This is a genomic window from Pseudomonas ficuserectae (assembly GCF_024584585.1).
GTDB lineage: Bacteria > Pseudomonadota > Gammaproteobacteria > Pseudomonadales > Pseudomonadaceae > Aquipseudomonas > Aquipseudomonas amygdali.
In genome coordinates, this window is the sequence record NZ_CP085684.1 from 842602 (window position 1) to 863521 (window position 20920).

General features: G+C 56.2%; 21 protein-coding genes and 2 pseudogenes. 3 read left to right on the forward strand and 20 right to left on the reverse strand.

The window, feature by feature from the left end:
- Positions 1–199: 199 nt before the first annotated feature.
- The 12 genes from LJU29_RS03785 to LJU29_RS03840 all read right to left on the reverse strand — a co-directional run bounded on the left by LJU29_RS03785 (position 200) and on the right by LJU29_RS03840 (position 9461).
- Complete coding sequence (locus tag LJU29_RS03785; RefSeq protein WP_257111672.1) at positions 200–898, reverse strand: DsbA family protein; 699 nt, start codon at positions 896–898, stop codon at positions 200–202.
- On the reverse strand, positions 895–1194 hold the full coding sequence (locus LJU29_RS03790; RefSeq protein WP_057453723.1) for a hypothetical protein: 300 nt from the start codon (positions 1192–1194) through the stop codon (positions 895–897). Before LJU29_RS03790 ends, LJU29_RS03785 begins: the two co-directional genes overlap by 4 nt.
- A complete protein-coding gene (locus LJU29_RS03795; RefSeq protein WP_257111673.1) occupies positions 1191–4148 on the reverse strand; it encodes a conjugative transfer ATPase in 2958 nt (985 codons plus the stop codon). The genes LJU29_RS03790 and LJU29_RS03795 overlap by 4 nt, the downstream gene beginning before the upstream one ends.
- Positions 4148–4603, reverse strand: coding sequence for a TIGR03751 family conjugal transfer lipoprotein (locus LJU29_RS03800; RefSeq protein WP_257111674.1), 456 nt, complete (start codon positions 4601–4603; stop codon positions 4148–4150). The genes LJU29_RS03795 and LJU29_RS03800 overlap by 1 nt, the downstream gene beginning before the upstream one ends.
- Positions 4581–6077: a TIGR03752 family integrating conjugative element protein gene (locus LJU29_RS03805; protein ID WP_257111675.1), complete on the reverse strand. Its 1497-nt coding sequence runs from the start codon at positions 6075–6077 to the stop codon at positions 4581–4583. Before LJU29_RS03805 ends, LJU29_RS03800 begins: the two co-directional genes overlap by 23 nt.
- Positions 6067–6990: a TIGR03749 family integrating conjugative element protein gene (locus tag LJU29_RS03810; protein ID WP_257111676.1), complete on the reverse strand. Its 924-nt coding sequence runs from the start codon at positions 6988–6990 to the stop codon at positions 6067–6069. The genes LJU29_RS03805 and LJU29_RS03810 overlap by 11 nt, the downstream gene beginning before the upstream one ends.
- Positions 6987–7655: a PFL_4703 family integrating conjugative element protein gene (locus tag LJU29_RS03815; protein WP_004663513.1), complete on the reverse strand. Its 669-nt coding sequence runs from the start codon at positions 7653–7655 to the stop codon at positions 6987–6989. Before LJU29_RS03815 ends, LJU29_RS03810 begins: the two co-directional genes overlap by 4 nt.
- The gene (locus tag LJU29_RS03820; protein WP_004663515.1) at positions 7652–8044 is read right to left on the reverse strand and encodes a TIGR03750 family conjugal transfer protein; all 393 of its coding nucleotides are present in this window, start codon (positions 8042–8044) and stop codon (positions 7652–7654) included. Before LJU29_RS03820 ends, LJU29_RS03815 begins: the two co-directional genes overlap by 4 nt.
- A 15-nt stretch (positions 8045–8059) precedes the next feature.
- Positions 8060–8428: a TIGR03745 family integrating conjugative element membrane protein gene (locus tag LJU29_RS03825; protein ID WP_003347754.1), complete on the reverse strand. Its 369-nt coding sequence runs from the start codon at positions 8426–8428 to the stop codon at positions 8060–8062.
- 19 nt (positions 8429–8447) lie between these two features.
- Positions 8448–8687 carry a TIGR03758 family integrating conjugative element protein gene (locus tag LJU29_RS03830; protein WP_005740038.1) on the reverse strand — a complete coding sequence of 80 codons (240 nt, stop codon included), beginning with the start codon at positions 8685–8687 and terminating at the stop codon, positions 8448–8450.
- Entirely contained in the window at positions 8684–9049 is a 366-nt protein-coding gene (locus tag LJU29_RS03835) for an integrative conjugative element protein, RAQPRD family (RefSeq protein WP_074801173.1), read from the reverse strand. Before LJU29_RS03835 ends, LJU29_RS03830 begins: the two co-directional genes overlap by 4 nt.
- 79 nt (positions 9050–9128) lie before the next feature.
- On the reverse strand, positions 9129–9461 hold the full coding sequence (locus tag LJU29_RS03840) for a DUF4177 domain-containing protein (protein ID WP_019741563.1): 333 nt from the start codon (positions 9459–9461) through the stop codon (positions 9129–9131).
- 169 nt (positions 9462–9630) lie between these two features.
- Between LJU29_RS03840 and LJU29_RS03845 the strand changes: the two genes are divergently transcribed.
- Positions 9631–10062: a hypothetical protein gene (locus LJU29_RS03845; protein WP_019741562.1), complete on the forward strand. Its 432-nt coding sequence runs from the start codon at positions 9631–9633 to the stop codon at positions 10060–10062.
- Positions 10063–10084: 22 nt separating this feature from the next.
- Here the strand turns inward: LJU29_RS03845 and LJU29_RS03850 are convergent, their stop codons facing one another.
- The 7 genes and pseudogenes from LJU29_RS03850 to LJU29_RS03880 form a co-directional block, all read right to left on the reverse strand.
- The gene (locus LJU29_RS03850; protein ID WP_134930870.1) at positions 10085–11542 is read right to left on the reverse strand and encodes a UvrD-helicase domain-containing protein; all 1458 of its coding nucleotides are present in this window, start codon (positions 11540–11542) and stop codon (positions 10085–10087) included.
- Positions 11543–11551: 9 nt separating this feature from the next.
- Positions 11552–12301, reverse strand: a pseudogene (locus tag LJU29_RS03855) (TIGR03747 family integrating conjugative element membrane protein).
- A gap of 38 nt (positions 12302–12339) precedes the next feature.
- A complete protein-coding gene (gene traD / locus LJU29_RS03860; RefSeq protein ID WP_257111677.1) occupies positions 12340–14499 on the reverse strand; it encodes a type IV conjugative transfer system coupling protein TraD in 2160 nt (719 codons plus the stop codon).
- Positions 14500–14510: 11 nt separating this feature from the next.
- Entirely contained in the window at positions 14511–15017 is a 507-nt protein-coding gene (locus tag LJU29_RS03865) for an integrating conjugative element protein (protein WP_054068164.1), read from the reverse strand.
- Complete coding sequence (locus LJU29_RS03870; RefSeq protein WP_257111678.1) at positions 15014–15571, reverse strand: lysozyme family protein; 558 nt, start codon at positions 15569–15571, stop codon at positions 15014–15016. The genes LJU29_RS03865 and LJU29_RS03870 overlap by 4 nt, the downstream gene beginning before the upstream one ends.
- Positions 15556–16302, reverse strand: coding sequence for a TIGR03759 family integrating conjugative element protein (locus tag LJU29_RS03875; RefSeq protein WP_257111679.1), 747 nt, complete (start codon positions 16300–16302; stop codon positions 15556–15558). The genes LJU29_RS03870 and LJU29_RS03875 overlap by 16 nt, the downstream gene beginning before the upstream one ends.
- An 8-nt stretch (positions 16303–16310) precedes the next feature.
- A complete protein-coding gene (locus LJU29_RS03880; protein ID WP_257111680.1) occupies positions 16311–17012 on the reverse strand; it encodes a hypothetical protein in 702 nt (233 codons plus the stop codon).
- A gap of 707 nt (positions 17013–17719) precedes the next feature.
- Here LJU29_RS03880 and LJU29_RS03890 point away from each other — a divergent pair.
- Entirely contained in the window at positions 17720–18118 is a 399-nt protein-coding gene (locus LJU29_RS03890) for a type II toxin-antitoxin system death-on-curing family toxin (protein ID WP_257111681.1), read from the forward strand.
- A gap of 581 nt (positions 18119–18699) precedes the next feature.
- Here LJU29_RS03890 and LJU29_RS03895 read toward each other — a convergent pair.
- Positions 18700–19212: pseudogene (locus tag LJU29_RS03895) on the reverse strand (helicase-related protein); the annotation flags it as partial.
- Positions 19213–19760: 548 nt separating this feature from the next.
- Here LJU29_RS03895 and LJU29_RS03900 point away from each other — a divergent pair.
- Complete coding sequence (locus LJU29_RS03900; protein ID WP_054078085.1) at positions 19761–20741, forward strand: IS5-like element ISPsy2 family transposase; 981 nt, start codon at positions 19761–19763, stop codon at positions 20739–20741.
- Positions 20742–20920 lie beyond the last annotated feature (179 nt).

The window sequence follows — 20920 nt, forward strand, 5'->3', positions numbered from 1 at the left end:
GCCCTGCAAACCATTGCGCCTACTGCCGATATGGAGATGGGATAGTTTTGCGTCAGTACGTGGGTCAGTCCGGCATTAACAATCAGTAGCTATAATATCAGGGAGCTGCAGTCGCGGTTCCAGACGAAGCTCCAGTAAACTAGATAAAGAGCCGGGTGGCGAGAACTGACCAGTACCTCGCGCTTCAAAACCTGAGCGCTCATTTGTCGCCACCGGCAACTGAACCAGCAGCCAGCCAGTCTATTGCGGAAAGCAGCACGTTACCGTCAGGTGCTCCCTGCAGCTTGATCGATCGTCCAGAGACTTTATCCTTGATGACCAACGTCGGTGTGGCAGTGATGCCGTCCTGGCTGGCCTTGTGCGCCTGGCTAACAACAGTCTGTCGGACAGCCGGGTTACTCGAAGCGCAGTTATCAATATAGTGCTGTCGATCCTCAAGCCCCGGGATCTGCGGATTGCCAGCAGTTCCAGCACCGTTCGACCGAGTACGTTGATAAATGAGTTCGACGGCGAGCCAGAAAGCGTCATTGCCGCGCTCAATCCCTGCGCACTCAGCCCAGCGAGCTTCATAGCTCGCGGCCGGCTCGTGCATGGGAAGAGGGAGATGGTGCCACTGCAGGTTCACGTCTGGATGCTGATCAATCCATGCTTTGAGCCGTGGGAAGTAATCTTTGCAGTACGGGCATTCCAGATCTGCATACTCGACGATGGTGAATCGGGCACTACGGCTCCCGTAAACCCATCCGCCACTTTGCTTCTGCTGATCGACTGCCTGCTCCAAGGGGCCACCTGAGACGCCAAGCGTGTTCTGCCTCAGTTCTGCCAGCAGAAAAGGTGTGAGAGCCAAAGCTGCCGCACCGATGCCGTACAGCATCTGGCGACGTGTGGGGCGCATCATGCGGAGGCCTCTTTATCGATGAACTGTTTGGCCAGTAACTCCTGATTCAGCAACGTCAGAAGAGCCTTCTGCGCGCTTTCAGGCTGTGGGTGATGCTCAAGCCACTGGTCAAGCGCTTTGTGCAGTTGGGACTGGATCTCTCGACGATCAACCGCTACATGTTTCACGACTTCCAGGTGTTCGATCAGGACCGGTGCGCAAATTTTCAAGGCCAGCAGAGCATCTTCCTGTGGGTTTTTGAGCAGTTGAGTCAGGCTGTCGATCAGATTTTGAGTCAGGGCATCCATGGCTCTCATGCCAGGTTCTCCAAGGGTGAAGAGGGGAATGTAATGGTTGTCGGTTCAATCCCGCGAAGGCGGTCGAGGTCGTGTGCGATCGCCATTGCGGCTCCCAGCTCGTCTACCCCTAACGACTGCATTAGATCGTACCGCTGTTTTTTTTCTTCCGGCTCAGTCATGGCCAATGCCAGGAGCAGGCTTGGGGGCACGGCTCGAAACAAAACCTCCATCGATTTGGAAAGCACAACCCCTTCAGTATACTTTCCGCTCTCTTTACGGGCTGACAGCATCAGTGACTTTTGCGCTGGCGTCAGCTTACGGAACGTGGTGATTTTCTCCACTTCATCCGGTGGCATGTTCAGGCAGATCCACCACTCGATCATGTTAAGCATCGGTGCTGCTGCTGACGGAAGGTCGTCGATGTTCTGAGTGGCAAGCCAGAACCAGGCACCGAGTTTTCGCCACATCTTGGTGATCTTGATGACGTAGGGCGAGAGAAGGGGGTTTTTCGTAATGATGTGACCTTCGTCAGTGAAGTTGACGATCGGACGCCCCTTGAATTGGTCCCGTTCTGCAATGTTGTTCACGGTGTTGATCAGCGAGATGTAGGCGACCGACAGTTGGGCGTTATACCCCTCGCGGGCGTAGGTGGCCAAGTCCAGGATTGTGATGTCGGCCTCAGGCCAAGGCGTACCCTCCCGGTTGAACATCTCACCGTCAGCCCCCATGCAGAACATGTCCATGGCTTCAGCCATCTCGAACATGCGTTCTCGGCGCTTTTCCGGAAGGGTGGTGTCCTTGCCAGCGTCACTCAGCGCATCACGCACATCCTCCGTCTTGACTGCTCGTTCAGCGTCAAAGCATGTTCTGGCTGCCGTCAGAATGCAGTGCCTAATGGCGCTGCGGTCTGCGCGAGTGAGTCGAGCCTCTTCTCTCTCTTCGCCGCCGGTGATCATGAGTCTGGCCACGATCTCCATTTCGCCCAAAACATCACGCTCCTCTTCGCCCTGTTCAGGCATTGTTTGCAGATGCTCATCGGATCCTTCAATGTCATCGGCATCCAGGATCGTGACTTTGTCAGGTGTTGACACCAGGCGAATGGCATCAGTGAAGGGGGCCAGACTCACGCCCGACCCTGGCGCCAACTTGAGCCGGTTGACCGTCAGCCCAAGCTTTTGGGCAAAATCTCCCAGTAGGCCGAAACTATTACCGGCTTCAATGATGAACAGGCGCGGCCTGTAGATGGCGATTAACTGCATCAGCAAATTGTTGGCCGTGGCTGACTTACCTGAACCTGTCGGGCCAAACAGGAGCAGATGGGCATTCATCTGCCGATCAAGCTTGTTGAATGGGTCGAACGTCAGCGGTGCACCGCCCCTGTTGAACAGGGTTATGCCGGGGTTGCCCGTGCCGCTGGCACGCCCCCATATCGGCGAAAGGTTCGCGACATGCTGGGCGAGCATCATCTGCGTGTACCAGTCCAAAGCATGTTTCTTGTTCACATCAAAACTGGCGGGCAGCCACCGCAGGTAACTGCTGAGAGGGGCGACTTCATCACGAGGATAGACAGGTTCCATACCGGCGCTAAGCATGGCATTGGCAAGCTCCATGCTTCGACTTTCCAGTTGTTGCTCATCCTTGCCGGTCAAGTAAAAAACCACGTTGCCCCGGTACAGCTTGTGTTTTCGACCGATCAGTTTCCGGGCTTCGTCGACCGCTTCACGGGTCAGGGCGGAGGCTTGATTGTCGCCGACTGATTTACGTGCCAGTTTTTCCAGGTGGGCCTCCAGAACATCCTGGGGAGTGATCACCAGCGTGATGTTGAGCACTGTGTCCTCGGGCAACTTGTCGAACAAGGCATGCAGCGCGTCCCCGCCTTTACGGTTTTCACCCGTCAGGTGCCCGGTCTTTGGCGCATCGCGTAAGCGATCGAGGACGATGACCCGATGAGGGCGCGAGTCGAAGTACCAGAGACCCTTCTTGGCATCCGATTGCGGTTCGCTGTAAAACAGGCACTGAGAGAAATCATCGCCGCTGGCCAGCGGCAGCGTGCCCTCTTCTGGTGGTCCGACCGTGCGGTTATTGACGATTTCGAAGAAACGATCGATGTCCTGGCGCTTTGATCCCAAGTGTTCGGGATGCGGGTTGAACCAGTGCAACAGCCAGTGACGAATGTCATGGCGATCCATGCGCCGGGTTTTGATGCCCGCGTTGGCCAGTCCTCCCGTCAGGCGCTCGCAAATGTTTTTCAAGTACATCGACGGCGTCTGGCCACGAACCAGTCCATCTCCGGTGCAACGCCGGTAGACGACCATGCGAACCCTGCGTTGCTGGCCGCGCCAGGGCAGTTGAGACACTTTGGTGTCTTCAAATAAACCTCCCGGCTTGGAGATTGCCTCTAGGTGATGTTTGAATTGCTGCAGGTACATTTCTGTAAACGCCGTACCCTGAGCGCGAGGCTGGACGTAATCATGCAACGTCTCCAGATAATCTTCCCAACTGGTTTCATCCTTGGCGTAGAACTGCACCACCCAAGGCGACTCATCCAGTTCGTCAAAACTGTCCTGCAGCGCATTTTCAAGAGCATCGCGCGCTTTGCGTAACCACTCAGGGTCCCGGCCTTCGGTGCCTATGGGGGTCAGTTCATAGAATGCTGCCAGTGACTGGCCGTCCTCGAGCAGCATCGCTTGCTCCTGAGGGAGGTACTCCGTCCAGGGCAGCATGTCGACGAATGACGGGTTGACGGCATACAGGGCTTCGATATCGTCGACCGTCGCAGGTTTGCGCTTGGGATCTAGCCACGCGCCAGGCTCTGGTATGCCCTCAGCCGCCAGGCGAGCCAGATAACGCTCTCTGGCCTGTGCGAAGAGGGCCTCATCTCGTAGCTGATCGGCGATCGTCTCGACTGGAGTATCAACCACGGTGTCAGTGCCTCGATCCCGACGCTTTGTCAAACGCTTCAAAAGTCCCATCAATAATCCTCCACCCGCTCGCCGGGCATCGCGTATTGCACGCGTTGATACAGCGGAAATACGGTCGTATACCCCGGTACTGGCGCGGGATCGGAGCCCGCCAGGTGAGGGAATACGTACATGACCAGGTCCGGATTGGGCAGGCGCTTGAACTGGCTATAGATCTCGTTTTGAGCGGTACGGGTGTAGGCCGCGCTATCCTGTAAGGGCTGGGTAGCGCGTACATCGATTGGACGGCGCAACTCCGAGCGTGCATCGAGCAATTGCCGGCCACTAGCGCTCCCGGCCGAACCGGTCGTCCCTTGGTTCCAGACATCCATCATGGTGTTTTGACCATGCGGGAGCATTTGCTCTTTGTTTGTCGAGCATCCAGCCAGCAAGCCCGCCGTGAGAAGGCAAAACATCAGCGCGCTGCGCGCTGACCCCAATTGATCAATCCAGGTTGGCAGTGGCATGGCTCGCTCCTGAGGCGTATTTGACCTTGCGGCCTTTGAGTTCGTAGTCAATTTCCAGCTCCTGATCGATGTGCAGTGAGACTTGCGCACCAGGCAGGACATAAATGGCCGCGAACGCTTGTCCGTAGAGTTTGTTAACCCAGCTCGAAACATCCGTGACGCCTTGGGTCAGGATCTTTCCCATCGCCTCGTTACCAGACAAACCGGTGCTACCCAGCGTCCCAGAAGCGTTCGAGACGTAAGAGGAGGTGCTGCCCTCGGTCTTGATCAACGAGGCTGCTCCAGCACCTGCTGCGGTAATCAGGGCTTGTGAACCGATGTACTGCTGCGCATTGCTGCGTCGCTCGCCGGCGATGCACGGAATGCCGTAGGGATCACTGATCCAGCCCAGACCACCCTGGATGGGTTGTTGGTCGCCAGAGTTGTTTTGGTTCTTCTGGTTATTATTCTGCTGATTACCGCCCTGGGCTGGGGCGGGTAACGTGCGGACAGTCCCATCGTTGAACACGAAGGTCAGGCTTTTGATCTGCCCCCGCACGCATGAGAGGGTCCAGTCGCCGGACGCTGTACCGCTGGCCACGGCACCGGCCACGTCTGGGAGATCGATGCCATTGGCCGTCAGGTTGTCCGGACCGATCAACACCTTGAACGGGTAGGGGTCATTAACCGTCCCATCCACGGGAACCCGGCCAATCAACGCTGACATGGCCACTGATCCCATCAGCGTCGAGTTCTGAGGCAGGGTGTAGGCACGACGTACCTTCTTACGCTCCTGTTGCTGGCCACCCATGTCATCGCGGACAGACTGAGCGCCTGTCGTCAGGGCTTTCTGGCCTCGGTCTACGGACTCGCCGAAGGCCGTAGGAAAACTGTAGCCGCTCGGAGAGACGCTCGTGCCAGCGGCGATCGGTTTACCGTTGCTGTCCAGGGCCGTCGCGTCCTGCGGATCGATCCAAACGATGTCTGAACCGCTTGAGTCGGACTTGAACTGTTGGCCATCTCCTTGCTGAACGCCGAGCCCGATGGGCAGGTCCGAGTTCGAGGCACTGTTCTGCCCCATCCGGGTCAGTTCATCCATCTGTTTGCGCAAGCCATCCAGCACGCTCTGCTGTTGCTGCTGACTGTCGAGCTTGAACTGCTCCTGGGCATTCTTCAGACGCTGCTCTACCGTCTGATCGATGTTCGCCAATCGTTGTTTGAGCGCCTCGTTGTCCTGCTTGACGGCCGAGTTCTGCGCCATCACATCGGTGATCTGCTGCTTGAGTTCGCGCCCTTCAGCCACGACCGTGCGCAGCGTGTCGCTCGGCGTGTCGCCTTCCACACCCAGAGCCTTGGCCTGTTCCGCTGTGAGTTTTGGGGCTGGTGCGTTGTCAGCCTGCTGTTCGGGTCCACCTCTCATCATCTTGATGCCGATGAACACCGTGAGCAGGAGAAGCGGAACCACCAGGTACTTGAGCAGCGGGTTACTCTTCATGCTTGGCTCCCCGGGTTGCACGCGGATCTGCGGGGGCGGCGGAGAACACGGTCGCTTGTGTCAGCCCGTGTCCCCGCGTGACCAGGTACAAGGTCGTAGTGTCACTGGCATCACCAAGAGGTCCGAGATACGGGTGCTGAAATGCTGCGGTCGCGAACTCACCCATCAGTTCCCGAGGGTCGAGCGTGACGCGCTGCGCCGTCTGGTTTTGCAGTTTGACAGCAGTTACCCAGAAGTCGTCCAGACGCCAAGCGCCCAAGGGTGTGGCCTTCACAGGCAGAGTGGGGAGCAGGGTGGTCAGATCCAGGCGGCGATCGATCTTCACCGGGGCAATGCCGTCCACCGGCTCGACGGTGCGCAACGGTGCATAAAGCATCTGCGCGGCATAGCGTGTCAGAACCACTGGGACAGGCGTTTCCCGCTTGACCACGTCCTCTGGCTCATCGTCTTCATCGTTCGACCGGCTAGTTGAATCCGTGCGCTTTGTAGTGGCCTTGGCTGAGCGTGCTGTAGCAGCCCCTGCATAGCGTGCGGATGATGTCTCACCTTCCACAATCTTCACCGGCTCCAGCGCCGGTTGATCCGTAGGGGCCTCTGTAGCCGCGATGTCGACAAGTATGATTTCACCAGTCTTGGCGTTCTGCAGCTGGAGACGTGTCGGCTCGATCGCATCCTTGGCAAACAGGTAGATCGCGCCGCCCGTACTCTGCACGCGCAGCTTGTCTGTCAAAGACCTCGGAAGCCCGACTCGGACATTCTGATCGACGAAGACGATGCGTTCCTGATTGATGCGCAGTGGAATGGCCAGCGGCAAACGCTCCCAGCGGAGAATTTCGACCGCCGAGGCGATTTGTGTAGTGCCGACCAACACCATCAGTAATGCCGATCCCGTGAGTACACGCAAAATCCTCATTTGAAGACTCCTTTCGATGGAGCTGCGGGAGTTGCGACGTTGCCCTCGATGCGTTGTGGCGCGCCGTTGTAGCAGTCCCATGCCAAGCCGAAGGGATTGGTTTCAGGGTCGACGTCCATGCGTACAACGTGAAGCGGGTATCGTGCGAGGGCACGCTTGACCAGCTGACCGCCGTAATACTCGTCGGCTGAGATGTCGAGCGTCACCGTCCAGTCGTCGATGGAGTTGGTCACCGTCCGCAGTTCAGGCGAGTCGCCAAAGCCTCGGCCGGGAATCTCGTAGACACCGCGGACACGCTTGCGCAGCTCACCGCTGGACTTGCGCAGATCAAAATCGCTCTGCAGGTATTGCTTGCAAGCCGGTGTAATGTAAGCGTCCAGGCGCGTGATGTTCGTCTGATAATCCTGTTCACCGTCGACCGGCCAGCGGTTCATTTGCTGAAAGATGTACAGGCCAAAGGCGTACACCGACTGAGGAGGGATGTCCCACCAAAGGCGTGTGCTGCCGGAACGCAGGTCGGGCGGAACGTGAATGGTCATGTTCTGCGGTGCTCGATACCAGCCGATACCCAGCCCCAGGGCCAGGAGCGCCAGCAGGGCGATGGCCATCCTCAAACTGGTGATGTGCGCACGTTGTGAGTCGGCCAGCTTTAAATAACGGCTCATTGTTGCGTCCTCCGACGGCACGTCCAGTTGCCCGATTGGATGACCAGATTGGCGTTGTTCAATGACACGGGGCCAAATGTGGCGAGCTGCAACTGCAACTTGCGGTAGAACCAGGTTTCCGGTCGACCGCGTTTGAGACGTCGCAAGACCCGAGCTGCGATGAGCAGCCCCAATGTTCCTCCGATAAGTGCGCAGACCACGGGCATGGATGGCGTGATCATGAAAGCCAGCGGCAGACCGATCACAAATCCAAACCCGCTACACCCAAATACGGTGACCCACATCTCGTCTGCCGTAAGACCACCGATCACCACGGGCTGGTTGTTCAAGCGACTGGGCAGAAAACGCAGGGTGCCGTCTTCATGCTGGTCGTGCTGGAGCTCAGACATGCAAGCCTCACCGCCTTAAAGGATGTTGGACGCGGTGGTGACCAGGTAGATCGTGACACCAATCAAGCAGACGCCGACGACAGCGGTGCTGCCCAGATCGGCCCATTTGGCCTTGCCCATGTGGATTTCGTGATAGACGCCCAGGGCATGTCGGCCCACCAGAATGATGCCGAACGCGCACAGGCATAAGCCGAGCAGAGTAAAACCGTCGAAGGCATAGTTTTGGAACGTCTGCAGGAAGCTGGTCCCGGTGCCACGCGTGGGGGCTTGGGCGCCCGGTAGCGCTGCAAAACTACTACCGGGGGTGGCAGCCATCAGCAGGACCGGATAAGGCCGATGTTTCAAAAAGGTACGTGCCTGGGTGAACAATGAAAGCAGCGTCATCTTTATCTCCTTGGAAAGATCAACTCAACAACATGAAAGTCATGATCATGAACAGCACCGCCCAGCGAGCGGCAGCGACTGCCGCCGCCGGAGCTGCCAGGTTTCGGGTAGCCCAGCCGCGATAAATGCTTGAAAACACCCAGACGCCCCACAGCAGGAGGATCCCCACTGCAATTCCGGTCCACAGCGTGTTGCTGTTGGCCGGTGAAAAGCCGGCAGCGGCCTGAAAGGCACTGGTCTGGGTGGAAGACATCGTCATGGCGTGTGATCACCGCTGACGTTGTACTGGCCGGAAATGTCTACGGGGTCGCGGGGCTGTGCGCGGGAGGGCGACAGGTAGTCCTGCAAACCTTGGCGGATGCGCGCGATGTCGCTGACCAATCTGGGATAGTCCAGGTGATAGCGTTGGGCCGGGTCTTGTGGAAGATCGACACTGCGTTGCGCAACGGCCTCGAGCGCGTTGAGCTGACGAATCATGACTTCCACATTGGCTTGTTCAGAAGCCGTGCCGGCTGCTCCGGCATGCGCGGAAAACAGCAGGGGTATGCACAGCATGACTGCGGTCAAGCAGATCTGCACACGTGAAGACGTTGATCTGAGCGCGGGGGGATTGAAGTTCACGTCGCGGGCCCTGGAAGCTGTAGGAATCTATGTCCACAGCATGACCAAGGGCTCGGTTTGAATCAGTACGAAACCCTTTTTAGGTCTGAGAGGGTTTATCCAAACGGGTCGGTGTGACAATGCTGCGTTTAAAGAAGAACAGGAACCCGGTACTGATTGCATACCCAACCGCCCAGGCTTGGGCGTTTTGATTACCAAAACGCTCGTGGCCACGATTGATCGGCTGAACGCTGACCAGCTCCCATCCTTCTCTGCCGTGGCGATTCAATATGGCCAGCGTTTCAGGGTTGCTCAAATATCCGTGGATGTCCGGTTCGGTAGTGTCGTCCGTTGACTTGAACATCAGCACGCCGCTGGTCACGGTTTTATAGGGAAGGGGGACGAAGGTCTGGGTGTATTCAAATGTAGTCATAAGTACCAAATGCCAGGCAGGGAATGATGAATCAGGTGTGTCTTCAGGCTGCAACAGCCAGTTGCAACGATAAACCTCAAGGTTGGAAAATGTAACCTGCAGTGAGATGTTCGTTAGAAGATGGGGAAAAGCTGCGTTACGTAAATTTTGTTCTAGAAGGACAAGTGCAGTGCGGACGATTGACTATCGAAGATTTGAATACAAGGGCGATTACGCGTCGGGGGCTTGCTTTGTACGTGTGGGTATCACCGATGGAGGAATGCTGTTCGGTTTGATCGCTCAGTTGCGAGACTATGACGGTACCTCTGTCACGAATGACATCGAAGAGATCATCAGCGGTGTGATTCATCGCCTTCATACCGAGCGGGCTTTACCCAAGGCGTTTTCTTCGATGTACGAAGTTCTTGAGCAATTTACTTGGGTCGAACACTACGCGCCTGGCATTGGAATCTCTTCTGAAGGGTCGTGGGCCATCGTCACACTTGATGCCAGCAATACACCTGATTGGGAATATATGAGCCTCGATGATGTTGTTGCTCATACCGATGTAGTACCCGAGTTCTTCACACTGACCGAAGATGACTTACGTTTTAAAAGGTAGCTGGCTGGGAGGGCGCGGCGCATCAATGTTTTGAGTTCTGTCTCATGTCCTTGAAGCGTTGCATGATGTCGATCACCAGCGAGTTGACGGCCAGAATCTTCATGGCTCGTGTGACAGCTACGTATAGAAGGTTCAGCTCATCGTCGCGTTTGCCGGCGTCGATGTCAGGCGAGAGCGGATCCGCAGAAAAGTCGTCATAAAGCCCAACGAAGTCCCACTCCAGACCTTTGGCTCTATGCGCGGTGCTGAGGGTCACGGTTGCATCGAGCTCCGAGGTGACAGAAGCAGCACGCAGCTGCTCGATTCGTTTGGGCAGGTCGGGGTAGTTTTCGATGATTTTGATTGAGCGCAGCATCTCAGGATCCTGCGTGGCCTTCGCGATCACGACATACTGGTCGTAATCGGCATAGTCGTTCAGCAATTTGCGCTGTTGAACCTGGTCATTCATATGCCGGCTGAAATAGAACAGGTCCTCCAGATCGCGCAAGGAGTAGCTGTCGATCCCTCCGATCCACTGCATGCGGTGGTCTTGGTTGACCAGGCGCAGCGCGTTCTCGATGACACCACTCACCGTGCGGTGCAGGTAGGTACGGTGAGGTAGATCGTCCGGTAAGGCTCGTTTCACCAACGTCGGCTGTCCCAGGCCTTGGAGGGGGATCTTTTCACCCTTGAAGGACAGGATGACGTTGGCCACGTAGGCAACAGCCGGTCCAAATCTGAAGCTCTGAGTCAGAAAGTGTTTCTCGGCGTCTCCCATTGCTGGGCTGTTTAAAGCATCCACAGCGCCTCTGAACCGATACAGCTGCTGATGCCGATCACCTACAGTGACTTGAGTTATTGTTTGGATCTGGACCAGGTTCGCGATGACCGGGTTCACGTCCTGCCCTTCGTCGAGCAGAATCGCACCGAAACGATGGCTCAGATCTGGCTGGCTCATCTGATACAGCTTCAGATAGCCATCGTGTGTCATGGGGACTGAGCGATCATTGATATCGACCATCTTCTCCCAAACGTCTCTGGTCAGGTTGAGCGCTTTACTCATGTACTGTTGCTGGACCGAGGTCAGTGTGCGGTTGCTCTGGAATCGCACAAAGTGGTCCTCCAGCAGCTCCAGATCCTTGCTGGCCATGAAGGCATTGAGGGTCGAAACGATGTCTTTGGCCAGCTCCCAATCCTGGGTATTGATTGTCCTGGCGATATCGGTCAAACGCAGATTGCCAGCCTGCTTGTGTTTGTACTGGCTGCCATAGACAGCGTAAGCGAGGCCGTGAGCTGTTTTGCAGGTCACGTTCCGTGGAAAACGGTTCTTTGCCGCGATCTCAACAGCTTTGTTGTAGCAGAGGTACAGCATTTTGACCGACGAGTTATGCGTGGCGTAACCGACGAGTGTCGTAGTCTTCCCGGTACCGGCAAATGCCTGGACCAGTAGCTTCTTTGCGAAGGAGTGAATAGCTGGCAGTTGTTCTTCTGTCCATTGCATGGAGGGCACCTAAAGGTATTTTTTGAAGCTGGACGCCGTAATGCTGACCGCCAGGCCAAGCAGTGCTGCGCATGGCAGGAGTACCAACAATGGGCTCACGCTGAATGGCAAAGCCAGGTATAGGCTCTAGGGGATGATCACCAGCGGCACCATCGTTGCTCGAGCTTTGTGATACAGGTAGCTGGACTCACGGCCGGCACCGAACCGCCGCAAGTCTCTGCGCACCAGTCCGTCCACAAAACCAACGAACGCCGTCATCACAAATAACGGAATTGCGAGGGTCAGGATCACCAGGCGCACGCAAAACACGAGTGTCGTGTAGAGAGCCGCAAGGCCATAATCCTGAAACTTGCTGACTCCCACGCCGAGCATGTAGCGCATATCGAAACCGCGTGATCGTTGTCCTGTCGCAGCATAATCAGATGTGTGTTGAACCCAGTCCTGAAGCCCAGTCTTGACCACCAGCCAGTCATACGTGGTTTGGACCAGCCATGTAGCTGTTCGGCCAGGCTCTTGAACAACCACACTCTGCAGGAACCCCTTGGAGAGCCAGCTGAGTTCATGATCGAGCATTGCGCGAGCGTGCTGCCAACCGGCCTCCGGCCAGAAAAAGTACATGCAGATCCATTCGACGATGATGGCTCCCCCCAGAGAGAGAAACATTACTGCCGCGAATCGGAATGGCAGGGTGAAGAGAGATCCTATGAACGACTGTTCGTGGTCTTGTTGCTGTTTCGCACGATCGGCAACGTCAGCCATTCAGATGCTCCCCTGCCGATCGCTCAAACCGCCGGGAGTCATGCCGCGTCCTCGGGAGCTACAGCAATTTTTTTGAAGTCGTCGAGCAGATCAGCAGGCAGCGACTCGTTGAGCGTCTGATAACCAGGCGCTGACCACCAACCAGTGTCGTTGACCTTGCCCACCTGATAGGTCTGACGCATGCTTTCAGCTAGGGCTTGCAGATCTGCCGGCATCACCTCATCAGGATCATGCCCTGGCAAAGGCATTCTGATTTTCCACAGATTGCCGCCTTCCATGAGCGCAAAGCATTGGCCCTTGGGCAGGCCCACGACATGCGCGGGCTCAATCATTGGCACGCTGACCTGCTGCACCTGGTCATGACTGGAGGAAGTGAACGCGGTATTGCCCGTTGCACTGTCATTCGCCGAGCTGGCCGGGGTGGATGTGAAAACCTGAACCTTAGGCAACTGGTTTGTCAGCAGCTCGGCGGTGGACGTTTCGCGGACGCGCAGCATGAACACGTTGTTGAAGTTGCCGATCACCTGGCCGGCCTTGGCTTTGTTGCCGATCTTCGCTTCGATATCGCTCATGGTCTGGGTGTAGGCAGTTACCTGCATGCCGGCACCGCCACCCTTGTTGATCATCGGAATGAATTCCTCACCCATCAGCTCGTTGAACTCATCGGCGTGGAGGTTGATAGGCACTTTGGTGCCAGGGACGCCGCCCGGTAGTCCGTCGTCGACACCGAACTTGTAGATATGGCCAGCGACCGAGACTAGGTCGGAGAACATAGAGTTGCCGACGGCAGCGGCGACCTCGGTGTCCGACAAGGCGTCCAGACCGATATAGACCACGGCCTTTTTGCGGACCACTTGCATCCAGTCAAAGATCGGTCGAGGATCGTTCACGTCCTGATAGTCCGGCGAGATCAGTTCCGCCATGCGGCCTGTTGTCAGCTTCTCAAGCAGTGGCAGAAGCGAGGCGACGATCTTGTCGAAATAGGTCTTGTCGTAGCGGACCGCGCTGCGCAGTCCATCCATCACTGGATCTGCCACGCGCGTCTGAGACAGGTATTGATCAATGGCCACCACACGAAACGGCCGGCCCTTCATGTTGAACGGTACGTTTCTTTCGTTGAGTTTGCCCTCAATGGCGACGATCGCCTCCCAAGCCTTTGGATCAACCTCATCAAAGTATTTAGAGGCGTACTCTTGGAAGATCCCTTCGATATTGATCACGTGCTGCTGGATCTGCAGATAGTCAGGTCGACGGCCCAAAGCGACAAGGGCTCTTGCGATGATGTTCACGAAACGCCAGGCGAATTCACGGAATGCTGCCGAGTTACCTTCGCCCGAGAGCTGGCCAGCGATCCGGGTGGCCACCTCCGAAATCCGGCCAAAACGTCCAACGGCGTTGTAGCGTGCCGAGTGATCCGGCCAGCCCAGGTGGAACACATAAAATTCGTTCAGGCGGCCGGCGCGTTTGGCTTCCAGATACATGCGCTTGAGCAGATCGGCATCGCCCTTCGGATCGAAGACGATGACGACCTCGTGCTGGCCGTGCTTTTTCCGCCGGATGTCCTGAGTGATGAACAATTCAGCCAGGCGCGTTTTTCCGACACGGGTGGTGCCCAGAACAATTGAATGGCCTACCCGCTCACTCAAAGGGAGAGAGACGTTCTCCTCGTATGGCTCGATGCCGTGCAGCCTTGGCAAGCCGCCGACGGGTGGCAGAGGTCGAACGGGATTGATGGGCACGTCCCATGAGGTGGCTCTGGCCAGAAGCCGGACGGGGTATGGAGCAAATTCCGCTCTTTCCTCAAAACGACGCGCTGCCCGGAACCACGGAGTGGCTTCCACATAGCTGGCGTACTGCGGGAGGTAAGTGTCCATGAGTCGCTGGGTATGGCGTTGCTGCCAGCGAAAGCCAAGACCAATGAATAGACGTTGATTGCTCACCGGCACTTCTTTACTGGTCATCGTGTAATGAGGCAGACGACGGATATTTCGTCGATAGCGCAGCACATGCCATGCCTGTTTCAGGCGCACTAACCCCAAAGCCAGAAAGCCCGCAGCCGTCACGATGCCGAACAGCGGAGTCAGCGCGAACGCCCAAGGCGCGAACACGCATAGAAAAGCACCGGCAGCGCACACGTACACGGTGTACAGCTCAACGGCGGGTCTGAGTAGGGATTCGATGGCGTATTCATGAGCCATAACCCAACCTCCTATTGCTCGATGGCAGTTGGGGTGATCAACACCGGGTAGTGGTTCAGGCCGAGTCGTTGAGACAGGTCATCGCCAGAGGCGGGGGATACCAGCGTGTTGGGCAACCAGCTCCTGACTACAGCAAGTCGCTCTGGCGTGGCTACGTTGACCACCAGTCCTACGGCCTGCATCTGTTCAAGCACCGCGCCGCGCTCCTGGAGCCATCGGCGTGATGTTTCATCGTCCCCTATCAGGAACAACGGCTGCATGCCTGGCGCGTTGATGATTCGGCCCTGAACGGATCCTGGAGTCATTCGAGTGGTGCGTACCGGCAATCCCTGTGCTGCTACAGGATTCAGGTGTGAGGTCAGGTCATTTGAGACAGAAGAGGATGGCTCTGGATTGAGAGATCGATAGTAAGGCAGCGCTGAGTCACCACCTTTGTCTTCAACCACTGTGAGCTCTGCAGCCTGGCAGATCATAAATGGCAGGCAGAGCGCTGTGCCGAGGATCACTGATCGGGTCATGGATTGGTCACCAGCATTTGGATGCCGGTTACCCGGCTGAGATGTTTGGCAAAGGCCTTGCGGTAATTGGCGGCTGGAGCGCCGCCGGCAGGCCGGTGATAGCGTCCGGCTACGGTGATCCAGTCACCGCCGAGCGCTCGCTGTTCAGCCAGGATCTGCGCGGTCACATCTAGGTTCTTGTAGGGGTTGAGCGAGTCGCACGGATTACTGGAATGGAAGCGGTGGCCGTTCCAGCCCATATTCACCTGTCCCAGGCCCACGTCTACACGCTTTGGGCCTGCCTGAACCAGTGCGATGAGTAGGGCGGTGCAGGCATCTGCGCGGGTTGCAAAACGGTAACCCGCGCCGGCGACATTCAGTGTCCAAGGCCACGGCACAAGCTGACCACGCAACTTCGCCCCGCTTTCCTGCAGTGCAACTGAATAGAGCACTTCCGATGGAATACTCGCGGCGTGGGCCGCCAGCTGATAAGCCGGCGGCGGAAGCTCGGCTGCATTGCTTGTCAACGCGAAACACAGCAGGGCAAGGCCTGCCCACGTCACTGACGCAGCCATTGCCCATTCACCTCTCGCACAACGGCCGGTAACTCGCCACCCAAGCTCAGGCCAAGCCAACGTCCACCGTCATGGTTGAGGGTGATTTGTCGGGTTCTGACATTCACAGGGTCGATCCCCGAGACAATGGCCCAGTTGCGAATTCGCTCATCGTCGTTCTGGCTACCCACCATGTACACGTCAAACGGCTGCTTCTGAGCTTGAAGGGCCTCAACCCGAACTGAGCACTCCGGGCAATCGTCCTTGACGAACACTGCCAATCGGCCATTGCTCTGGTTAGCAGGGCTCGCGGTCGCCCCTTGGGACGCCGAACTGGCGATGGGCATCAGATTGGGATAGAGGCGTTTGAAGGCCTCGTCATATGCGCGTTGATACGCCAACTCTTTTGCCGTGCGCTGCGCCTCCGCTTTGACCTGGAGCTCTGCATACCGCCGGCGCTCTTCATCATTGCGGGCTTCGATACCCAATGCAGTCAGCGGATCCAGCCCGGGGGAATACACACCTCGTGAACTCTGCATCAGCGTTTGATAGCGCTGCCATTCCTGAGGACTGAGGTTCCAGTCTCGTGCCAGCATCTCGTCGCTCGATTGCGACTGGCTGTCCAGCAAGGCGCTCTGGTGCTCTCTACTGGTGGACTGTGCGGAGGTGTTGTTCGCAGCGTTGGCCATGCCAGCTGCTGTGATCAGGATGACTCCCGTCATTGTGAACATTCGCAGGTTGTAAACGGTCATGTGAACCTCTAAGGGCGCAAGGGCAGAATGCGGGTTGAGCCGTTGATGCTGAACAGGGCGCGCGAGTCATCCAGGCTGTTGAGCTGCCAGTTGCTCCCCGCGACCGTGTCGCCCGGGCGCACCAGGTTCAGTTGACTCAGTTGAGTGCTGCCAGGCGGGGCAACTGACAGGAAACGTTCGCCTCCGCGATACTCCACACCCACCACCGAAAACGGTGGAGGAGCCTCCGGAACTTTGCTTTGTGCTGTTGATTTGCGGGAGGGGGGTGGAGTCTTTGGCTTGGCTGCCGAGATTTGAACAGATGCTGGTTTAGCCGCACGCAGGTCCTGGAGTTTCACCTGCAGCTCCTCGATGCGAGCCCCCATGACCACAACCTCTTGCATCGTGGCCGCCGCTTGCTGGGCTGCGTCCTGCGCCTGCTTGACGAGAGCTTGGACGGCGTCGATTCGATTGGAGAGTGCCTGCTGGCCGGCCCTGAAATCATCGATGGTCACGGACTTCAGCTGGCTGGCGGCATCGAGCCGGTCATCCACGCCATTGATGCGTTGGGTGATGGCGTTGACGGTTTCCAGGTTTGCAGCTGACTCAAAACCTGTTTTCAGGTGGAAAATCTGCCACTGCTGGTAGACCAGCATGCCGATCAGGACGATCAAGGCCAGGATTTGCAGGATGGCAGCGCGGGAAAGAGAAGGGCGCAGTGGCAGCTTCATGGAGGACCTCACTCAAGATGTGAGGCACGTTCGCAAAAAATGTGATCCGAGGCAGTGGGAAACCATTTTTCAATCGAAATGGGTTTCAAGGGTTGATCGTTTCTCCAAAAAGTTCCCTGTAGGTAAATCGCACTCTATTGACACCCCCGATTCTCGCCCTGTCTGTCGGCTATCACTATCCGAGCCATTCACTGTGGTCGTTGCGATATTGGCAGAAGAGGTCGGCTTTGATCGCCCTCACCAAACGCTAGGGTGAGCGTCCCTTATCAGTGCGACAACAAGATGCAGCACCGGGTATGGCGTCTGCCGATCGGAGCCGTTACCGCGTTCGCCTGAGGCCAGCGTGATTGAACGCATCGACGCACTACCGCTGTAGAAGCTTTTTCTGTCAGTAATAACTGATGATGTGGCGCGCTGGCGTGGCACTGATGCTAATCGGCAAGCGGCGTACGACGCTGTCCACAGCTCGGTGTATCTTGCCTCTCAGTGTGCTACCTTGAGGGCAGAATTGATCAAGCCGTTTGGGGTACTAAAGTCATGAACCACAAGCTGAACACCTATGGCGTATCCATAGTAGAGAGGCCTAAAGTTAAAGCCATCAAGAAGCTAGACTTGGGTGGCGACTCGGGTAAGCAGATCGTTTATTCAGAAACCAAGCTCGTTCTCAGGACTCACAAGAAGACCTTTAAAAAGTTGGCTGACATGTAATGGAATTAATCTTCTTTCCATTTGAACGTGTCATTGAGATAAACACTCAGATCTTGACTACCGAGCCCGGCATGAAGGGGGCGGTAAATATTCCGACCTTGCAAGGTGCGCTGGCTCGAATCGATAATGCGATCGCCTATAATGGCCTTGACGATGTATTTGAAATTGCCGCCGAGTATACTGCCAGTATAGCGCAAGGCCACGCACTGCCTGATGCTAACAAGCGCACCGGACTTGCAGTTGGCTTGGAGTACCTTTCGCTCAATGATTATGAAATTACTCTAGATAATGATTTGATAGCGGATGCCGTTAGGGACTTGGTTGTTGGTGATATCAACGAGCATGATTTCGCTGATATTCTTTACTCCTGCTTCATCGCTTCTCAAAATCAGGTTTAGCACTAGGAAGGCCTGTAAAATTCACTGGCTCGATTGGCCGCAGTCATGATTAGGCAATAGCAGAGTTTTCCAGGCTGATCCGTCATATGCAGTTGAGGTGCTGGCTGAAGTTGTCCGTGAAGGCCATTGAGATTAATGCCCGCCCGTCCCGGAGCATCAGCTACCGGCTGCCATTTCTATGTAAGGCGCTGGCTTGGTCTCATGAATAATGTATTTTTCGGCATGGTATTATTCATGGTTCTTTGATTTAAGTCTGAATTATAATATTGATTTGTATAGACTCTTTCCGCCTATTAATAACTGAGTGGGAGATGGTTGGTTTGTGTTGACTGGTCAGACGCCAAGCTGAGTGCGTCATAGACTGTCAACGTCGGCCGAAAACTGACCCGCCTATGTTTTAAATCGCCGACTTAAAATTGCCCCCTTGGCTTGTGTTATCGAGCCGGTACGGCCCGTGAAATTGGGCTTCAAGCCGATCATATCGAACAGCCCCCGTCAGCATTGATCACGAAATTGAAAATCGATTGGACAGCGTTGCTTCGTCCATACCCATCAAAAAGGCCACCCGAAGGTGGCCGTGGTCAAGCGTTGATGAGTTGTCTGGCCAGTGCCATCTCTACAGAATCACCATCCTGGTTCAGTGAATCCAATCCAGACTCTGGAACATCTCCTGACGTACTCTGCGATACGGCGATCTTCTTGGCCATCAGCTGCAGGCAGGTGATCTGAGAGCTGCCGATGTAGCCGAAAAAGATCACTCTCACGTCCTGCTTCTGTCCGATCCTCCATGACCGCCTCGCCGCTTGTTGCACCGTGTAGACGTTGTAACCCGTCTGCATGAACGCAATGGTCGGAAAGTCGAGCAGATCCAGGCCGGTTTTGACGAGCTCCGGATTGGTGATCAGTACGTCGACGCCTCGATCAACCTGGTCAAGGATCCAGTCCTCACGCCTGGCGGTGTCCACCGATGCACGCAGCACTGCCACCTTCAGTCCCGATTGCTCGAGCACCCGCTTCATGCGGCTCGTGGTGTCTCTGGTACCCGTGTAAACCGAGTAGGCCAGAACCTTGCGGTTGCGGGCTTTTTCAGCAAGGGGTCGATAGAGAAAACGGACAAAATCGTACGTTAAGCATTCGACCTGTCAGGTTAAGAGCATAGAGATAGACGCCTCGGCGTCTGACGCGGTGCCAGTGAGCAGCCTGACGCCGGGCTGAGGTGTACTTCAAACGGACAAGCCTAAAAACCATAAGTCTCTGAAAAGTATTGTGATCTTGCTAAAAATCTAACCGCAAACGATGGCATAACGTACGATTTTGTCCGAATTCTGCTGGCTCCCCAAAACCATCCTAGTCTGACAGTGGGCTGGTGAGCAGCCTGACGCCGGGTTGAGCTTCAATCGGACACAGTCCAGGTTGCGCGAAGGCATGCCTCCTGTCGGCAGTGCTTAACGTAGGGGGCCGGGGAGCAATGGAACAGCGAACCGACTTAAGGAGCCGCAGGACTCTCCTGCGCTCACGGTAATCCGCTCGATACGCTGTCCGAAGAGTATCATTCAACGGACGCTGAGTAGTTAGGGAAACTCTGAAAAAGACTTCCTAATTTGGCAAAATCTCCGGACACCAGTCGCCGAGCTTTTCGATGATGAAACAGATGACCTTCGCCGACGCCGAGTATGCCGGCAAGCGCAAGCAGACCCGTAAGGAATTGTTCCTGATCGAGATGGATCAGGTGGTGCCCTGGAAAGGTTTGATTGCCCTGATTGAGCCCTATTATCCAAAAGGAGAAGGTGGCCGGCCCGCCTACCCACTGATGGCGATGCTGCGTGTTCATCTGATGCAGAACTGGTTCGGCTACAGCGATCCGGCGATGGAAGAAGCGCTGTATGAGACGACCATCCTGCGTCAGTTTTCAGGCCTGAGCCTGGAGCGAATTCCAGACGAAACCACCATTCTCAACTTCCGTCGTCTGCTGGAAAAGCACGAGTTGGCGACCGGGATTCTCGGCGTAATTAATGGTTATCTGGGCGACCGTGGCTTGTCGTTGCGTCAAGGCACCATCGTCGATGCCACGCTGATTCACGCGCCCAGTTCGACCAAGAACAAGGATGGCAAACGCGATCCTGAGATGCATCAAACCAAGAAAGGTAACCAGTACTATTTCGGCGCCAAGGCTCACATCGGCGCCGACGACGAGTCAGGCCTGGTGCACAGCGTGGTAGTAACAGCGGCCAATGTGGCAGACGTCACGCAGGTTGCCAAACTGCTGCACGGCGAGGAAAACGTAGTCTGCGCCGACGCAGGTTACACCGGGGTCGAGAAGCGCGAAGAACACGCTGGGCGCAAGGTCATTTGGCAGATTGCCGCCCGCCGCAGCACTTACAAAAAGCACGGAAAACGCAGTATTTTGTACAAGGCGATCCGCAAAATCGAGAAGGCCAAGGCCCAGGTTCGCGCCAAGGTCGAGCATCCGTTTCGGGTCATCAAACGCCAGTTTGGCTATGAAAAAGTGCGCTTTCGGGGCTTGGCCAAGAACACCGCGCAGATGGTGACGTTGTTCGCCCTGTCAAACCTGTGGATGGCCCGCCGACATTTGTTGGCGAGCGCAGGAGAGGTGCGCGTGTAATGCAGGAAATGGTTACCGCAAAAGGCTTTGCAGCGGCCGAAAGAGCTAAAAAGCGAAGATAATTGAGCAAATTTCGACATGCATCGTTTTTTGAAAAGTGCTGAGGACTCGGTAGCCGGAAAACATCCGGCTACTTCAGACCTTCCCAAGGAACCAAATCCGTCCAAAAGGCCACACAA

What these genes read in the sequence shown, in the direction of transcription:
- LJU29_RS03850 (WP_134930870.1), bottom strand. Translation starts at nt 11,542, where the DNA reads ATGCAATGGACAGAAGAACAACTGCCAGCTATTCACTCCTTCGCAAAG.
- LJU29_RS03880 (WP_257111680.1), bottom strand. Translation starts at nt 17,012, where the DNA reads ATGAAGCTGCCACTGCGCCCTTCTCTTTCCCGCGCTGCCATCCTGCAA.
- LJU29_RS03830 (WP_005740038.1), bottom strand. Translation starts at nt 8,687, where the DNA reads ATGACGATGTCTTCCACCCAGACCAGTGCCTTTCAGGCCGCTGCCGGC.
- LJU29_RS03785 (WP_257111672.1), bottom strand. Translation starts at nt 898, where the DNA reads ATGATGCGCCCCACACGTCGCCAGATGCTGTACGGCATCGGTGCGGCA.
- LJU29_RS03810 (WP_257111676.1), bottom strand. Translation starts at nt 6,990, where the DNA reads ATGAGGATTTTGCGTGTACTCACGGGATCGGCATTACTGATGGTGTTG.
- LJU29_RS03820 (WP_004663515.1), bottom strand. Translation starts at nt 8,044, where the DNA reads ATGTCTGAGCTCCAGCACGACCAGCATGAAGACGGCACCCTGCGTTTT.
- traD (WP_257111677.1), bottom strand. Translation starts at nt 14,499, where the DNA reads ATGGCTCATGAATACGCCATCGAATCCCTACTCAGACCCGCCGTTGAG.
- LJU29_RS03825 (WP_003347754.1), bottom strand. Translation starts at nt 8,428, where the DNA reads ATGACGCTGCTTTCATTGTTCACCCAGGCACGTACCTTTTTGAAACAT.
- LJU29_RS03795 (WP_257111673.1), bottom strand. Translation starts at nt 4,148, where the DNA reads ATGGGACTTTTGAAGCGTTTGACAAAGCGTCGGGATCGAGGCACTGAC.
- LJU29_RS03840 (WP_019741563.1), bottom strand. Translation starts at nt 9,461, where the DNA reads ATGACTACATTTGAATACACCCAGACCTTCGTCCCCCTTCCCTATAAA.
- LJU29_RS03900 (WP_054078085.1), top strand. Translation starts at nt 19,761, where the DNA reads ATGAAACAGATGACCTTCGCCGACGCCGAGTATGCCGGCAAGCGCAAG.
- LJU29_RS03790 (WP_057453723.1), bottom strand. Translation starts at nt 1,194, where the DNA reads ATGAGAGCCATGGATGCCCTGACTCAAAATCTGATCGACAGCCTGACT.
- LJU29_RS03890 (WP_257111681.1), top strand. Translation starts at nt 17,720, where the DNA reads ATGGAATTAATCTTCTTTCCATTTGAACGTGTCATTGAGATAAACACT.
- LJU29_RS03805 (WP_257111675.1), bottom strand. Translation starts at nt 6,077, where the DNA reads ATGAAGAGTAACCCGCTGCTCAAGTACCTGGTGGTTCCGCTTCTCCTG.
- LJU29_RS03875 (WP_257111679.1), bottom strand. Translation starts at nt 16,302, where the DNA reads ATGACCGTTTACAACCTGCGAATGTTCACAATGACGGGAGTCATCCTG.
- LJU29_RS03815 (WP_004663513.1), bottom strand. Translation starts at nt 7,655, where the DNA reads ATGAGCCGTTATTTAAAGCTGGCCGACTCACAACGTGCGCACATCACC.
- LJU29_RS03800 (WP_257111674.1), bottom strand. Translation starts at nt 4,603, where the DNA reads ATGCCACTGCCAACCTGGATTGATCAATTGGGGTCAGCGCGCAGCGCG.
- LJU29_RS03865 (WP_054068164.1), bottom strand. Translation starts at nt 15,017, where the DNA reads ATGACCCGATCAGTGATCCTCGGCACAGCGCTCTGCCTGCCATTTATG.
- LJU29_RS03870 (WP_257111678.1), bottom strand. Translation starts at nt 15,571, where the DNA reads ATGGCTGCGTCAGTGACGTGGGCAGGCCTTGCCCTGCTGTGTTTCGCG.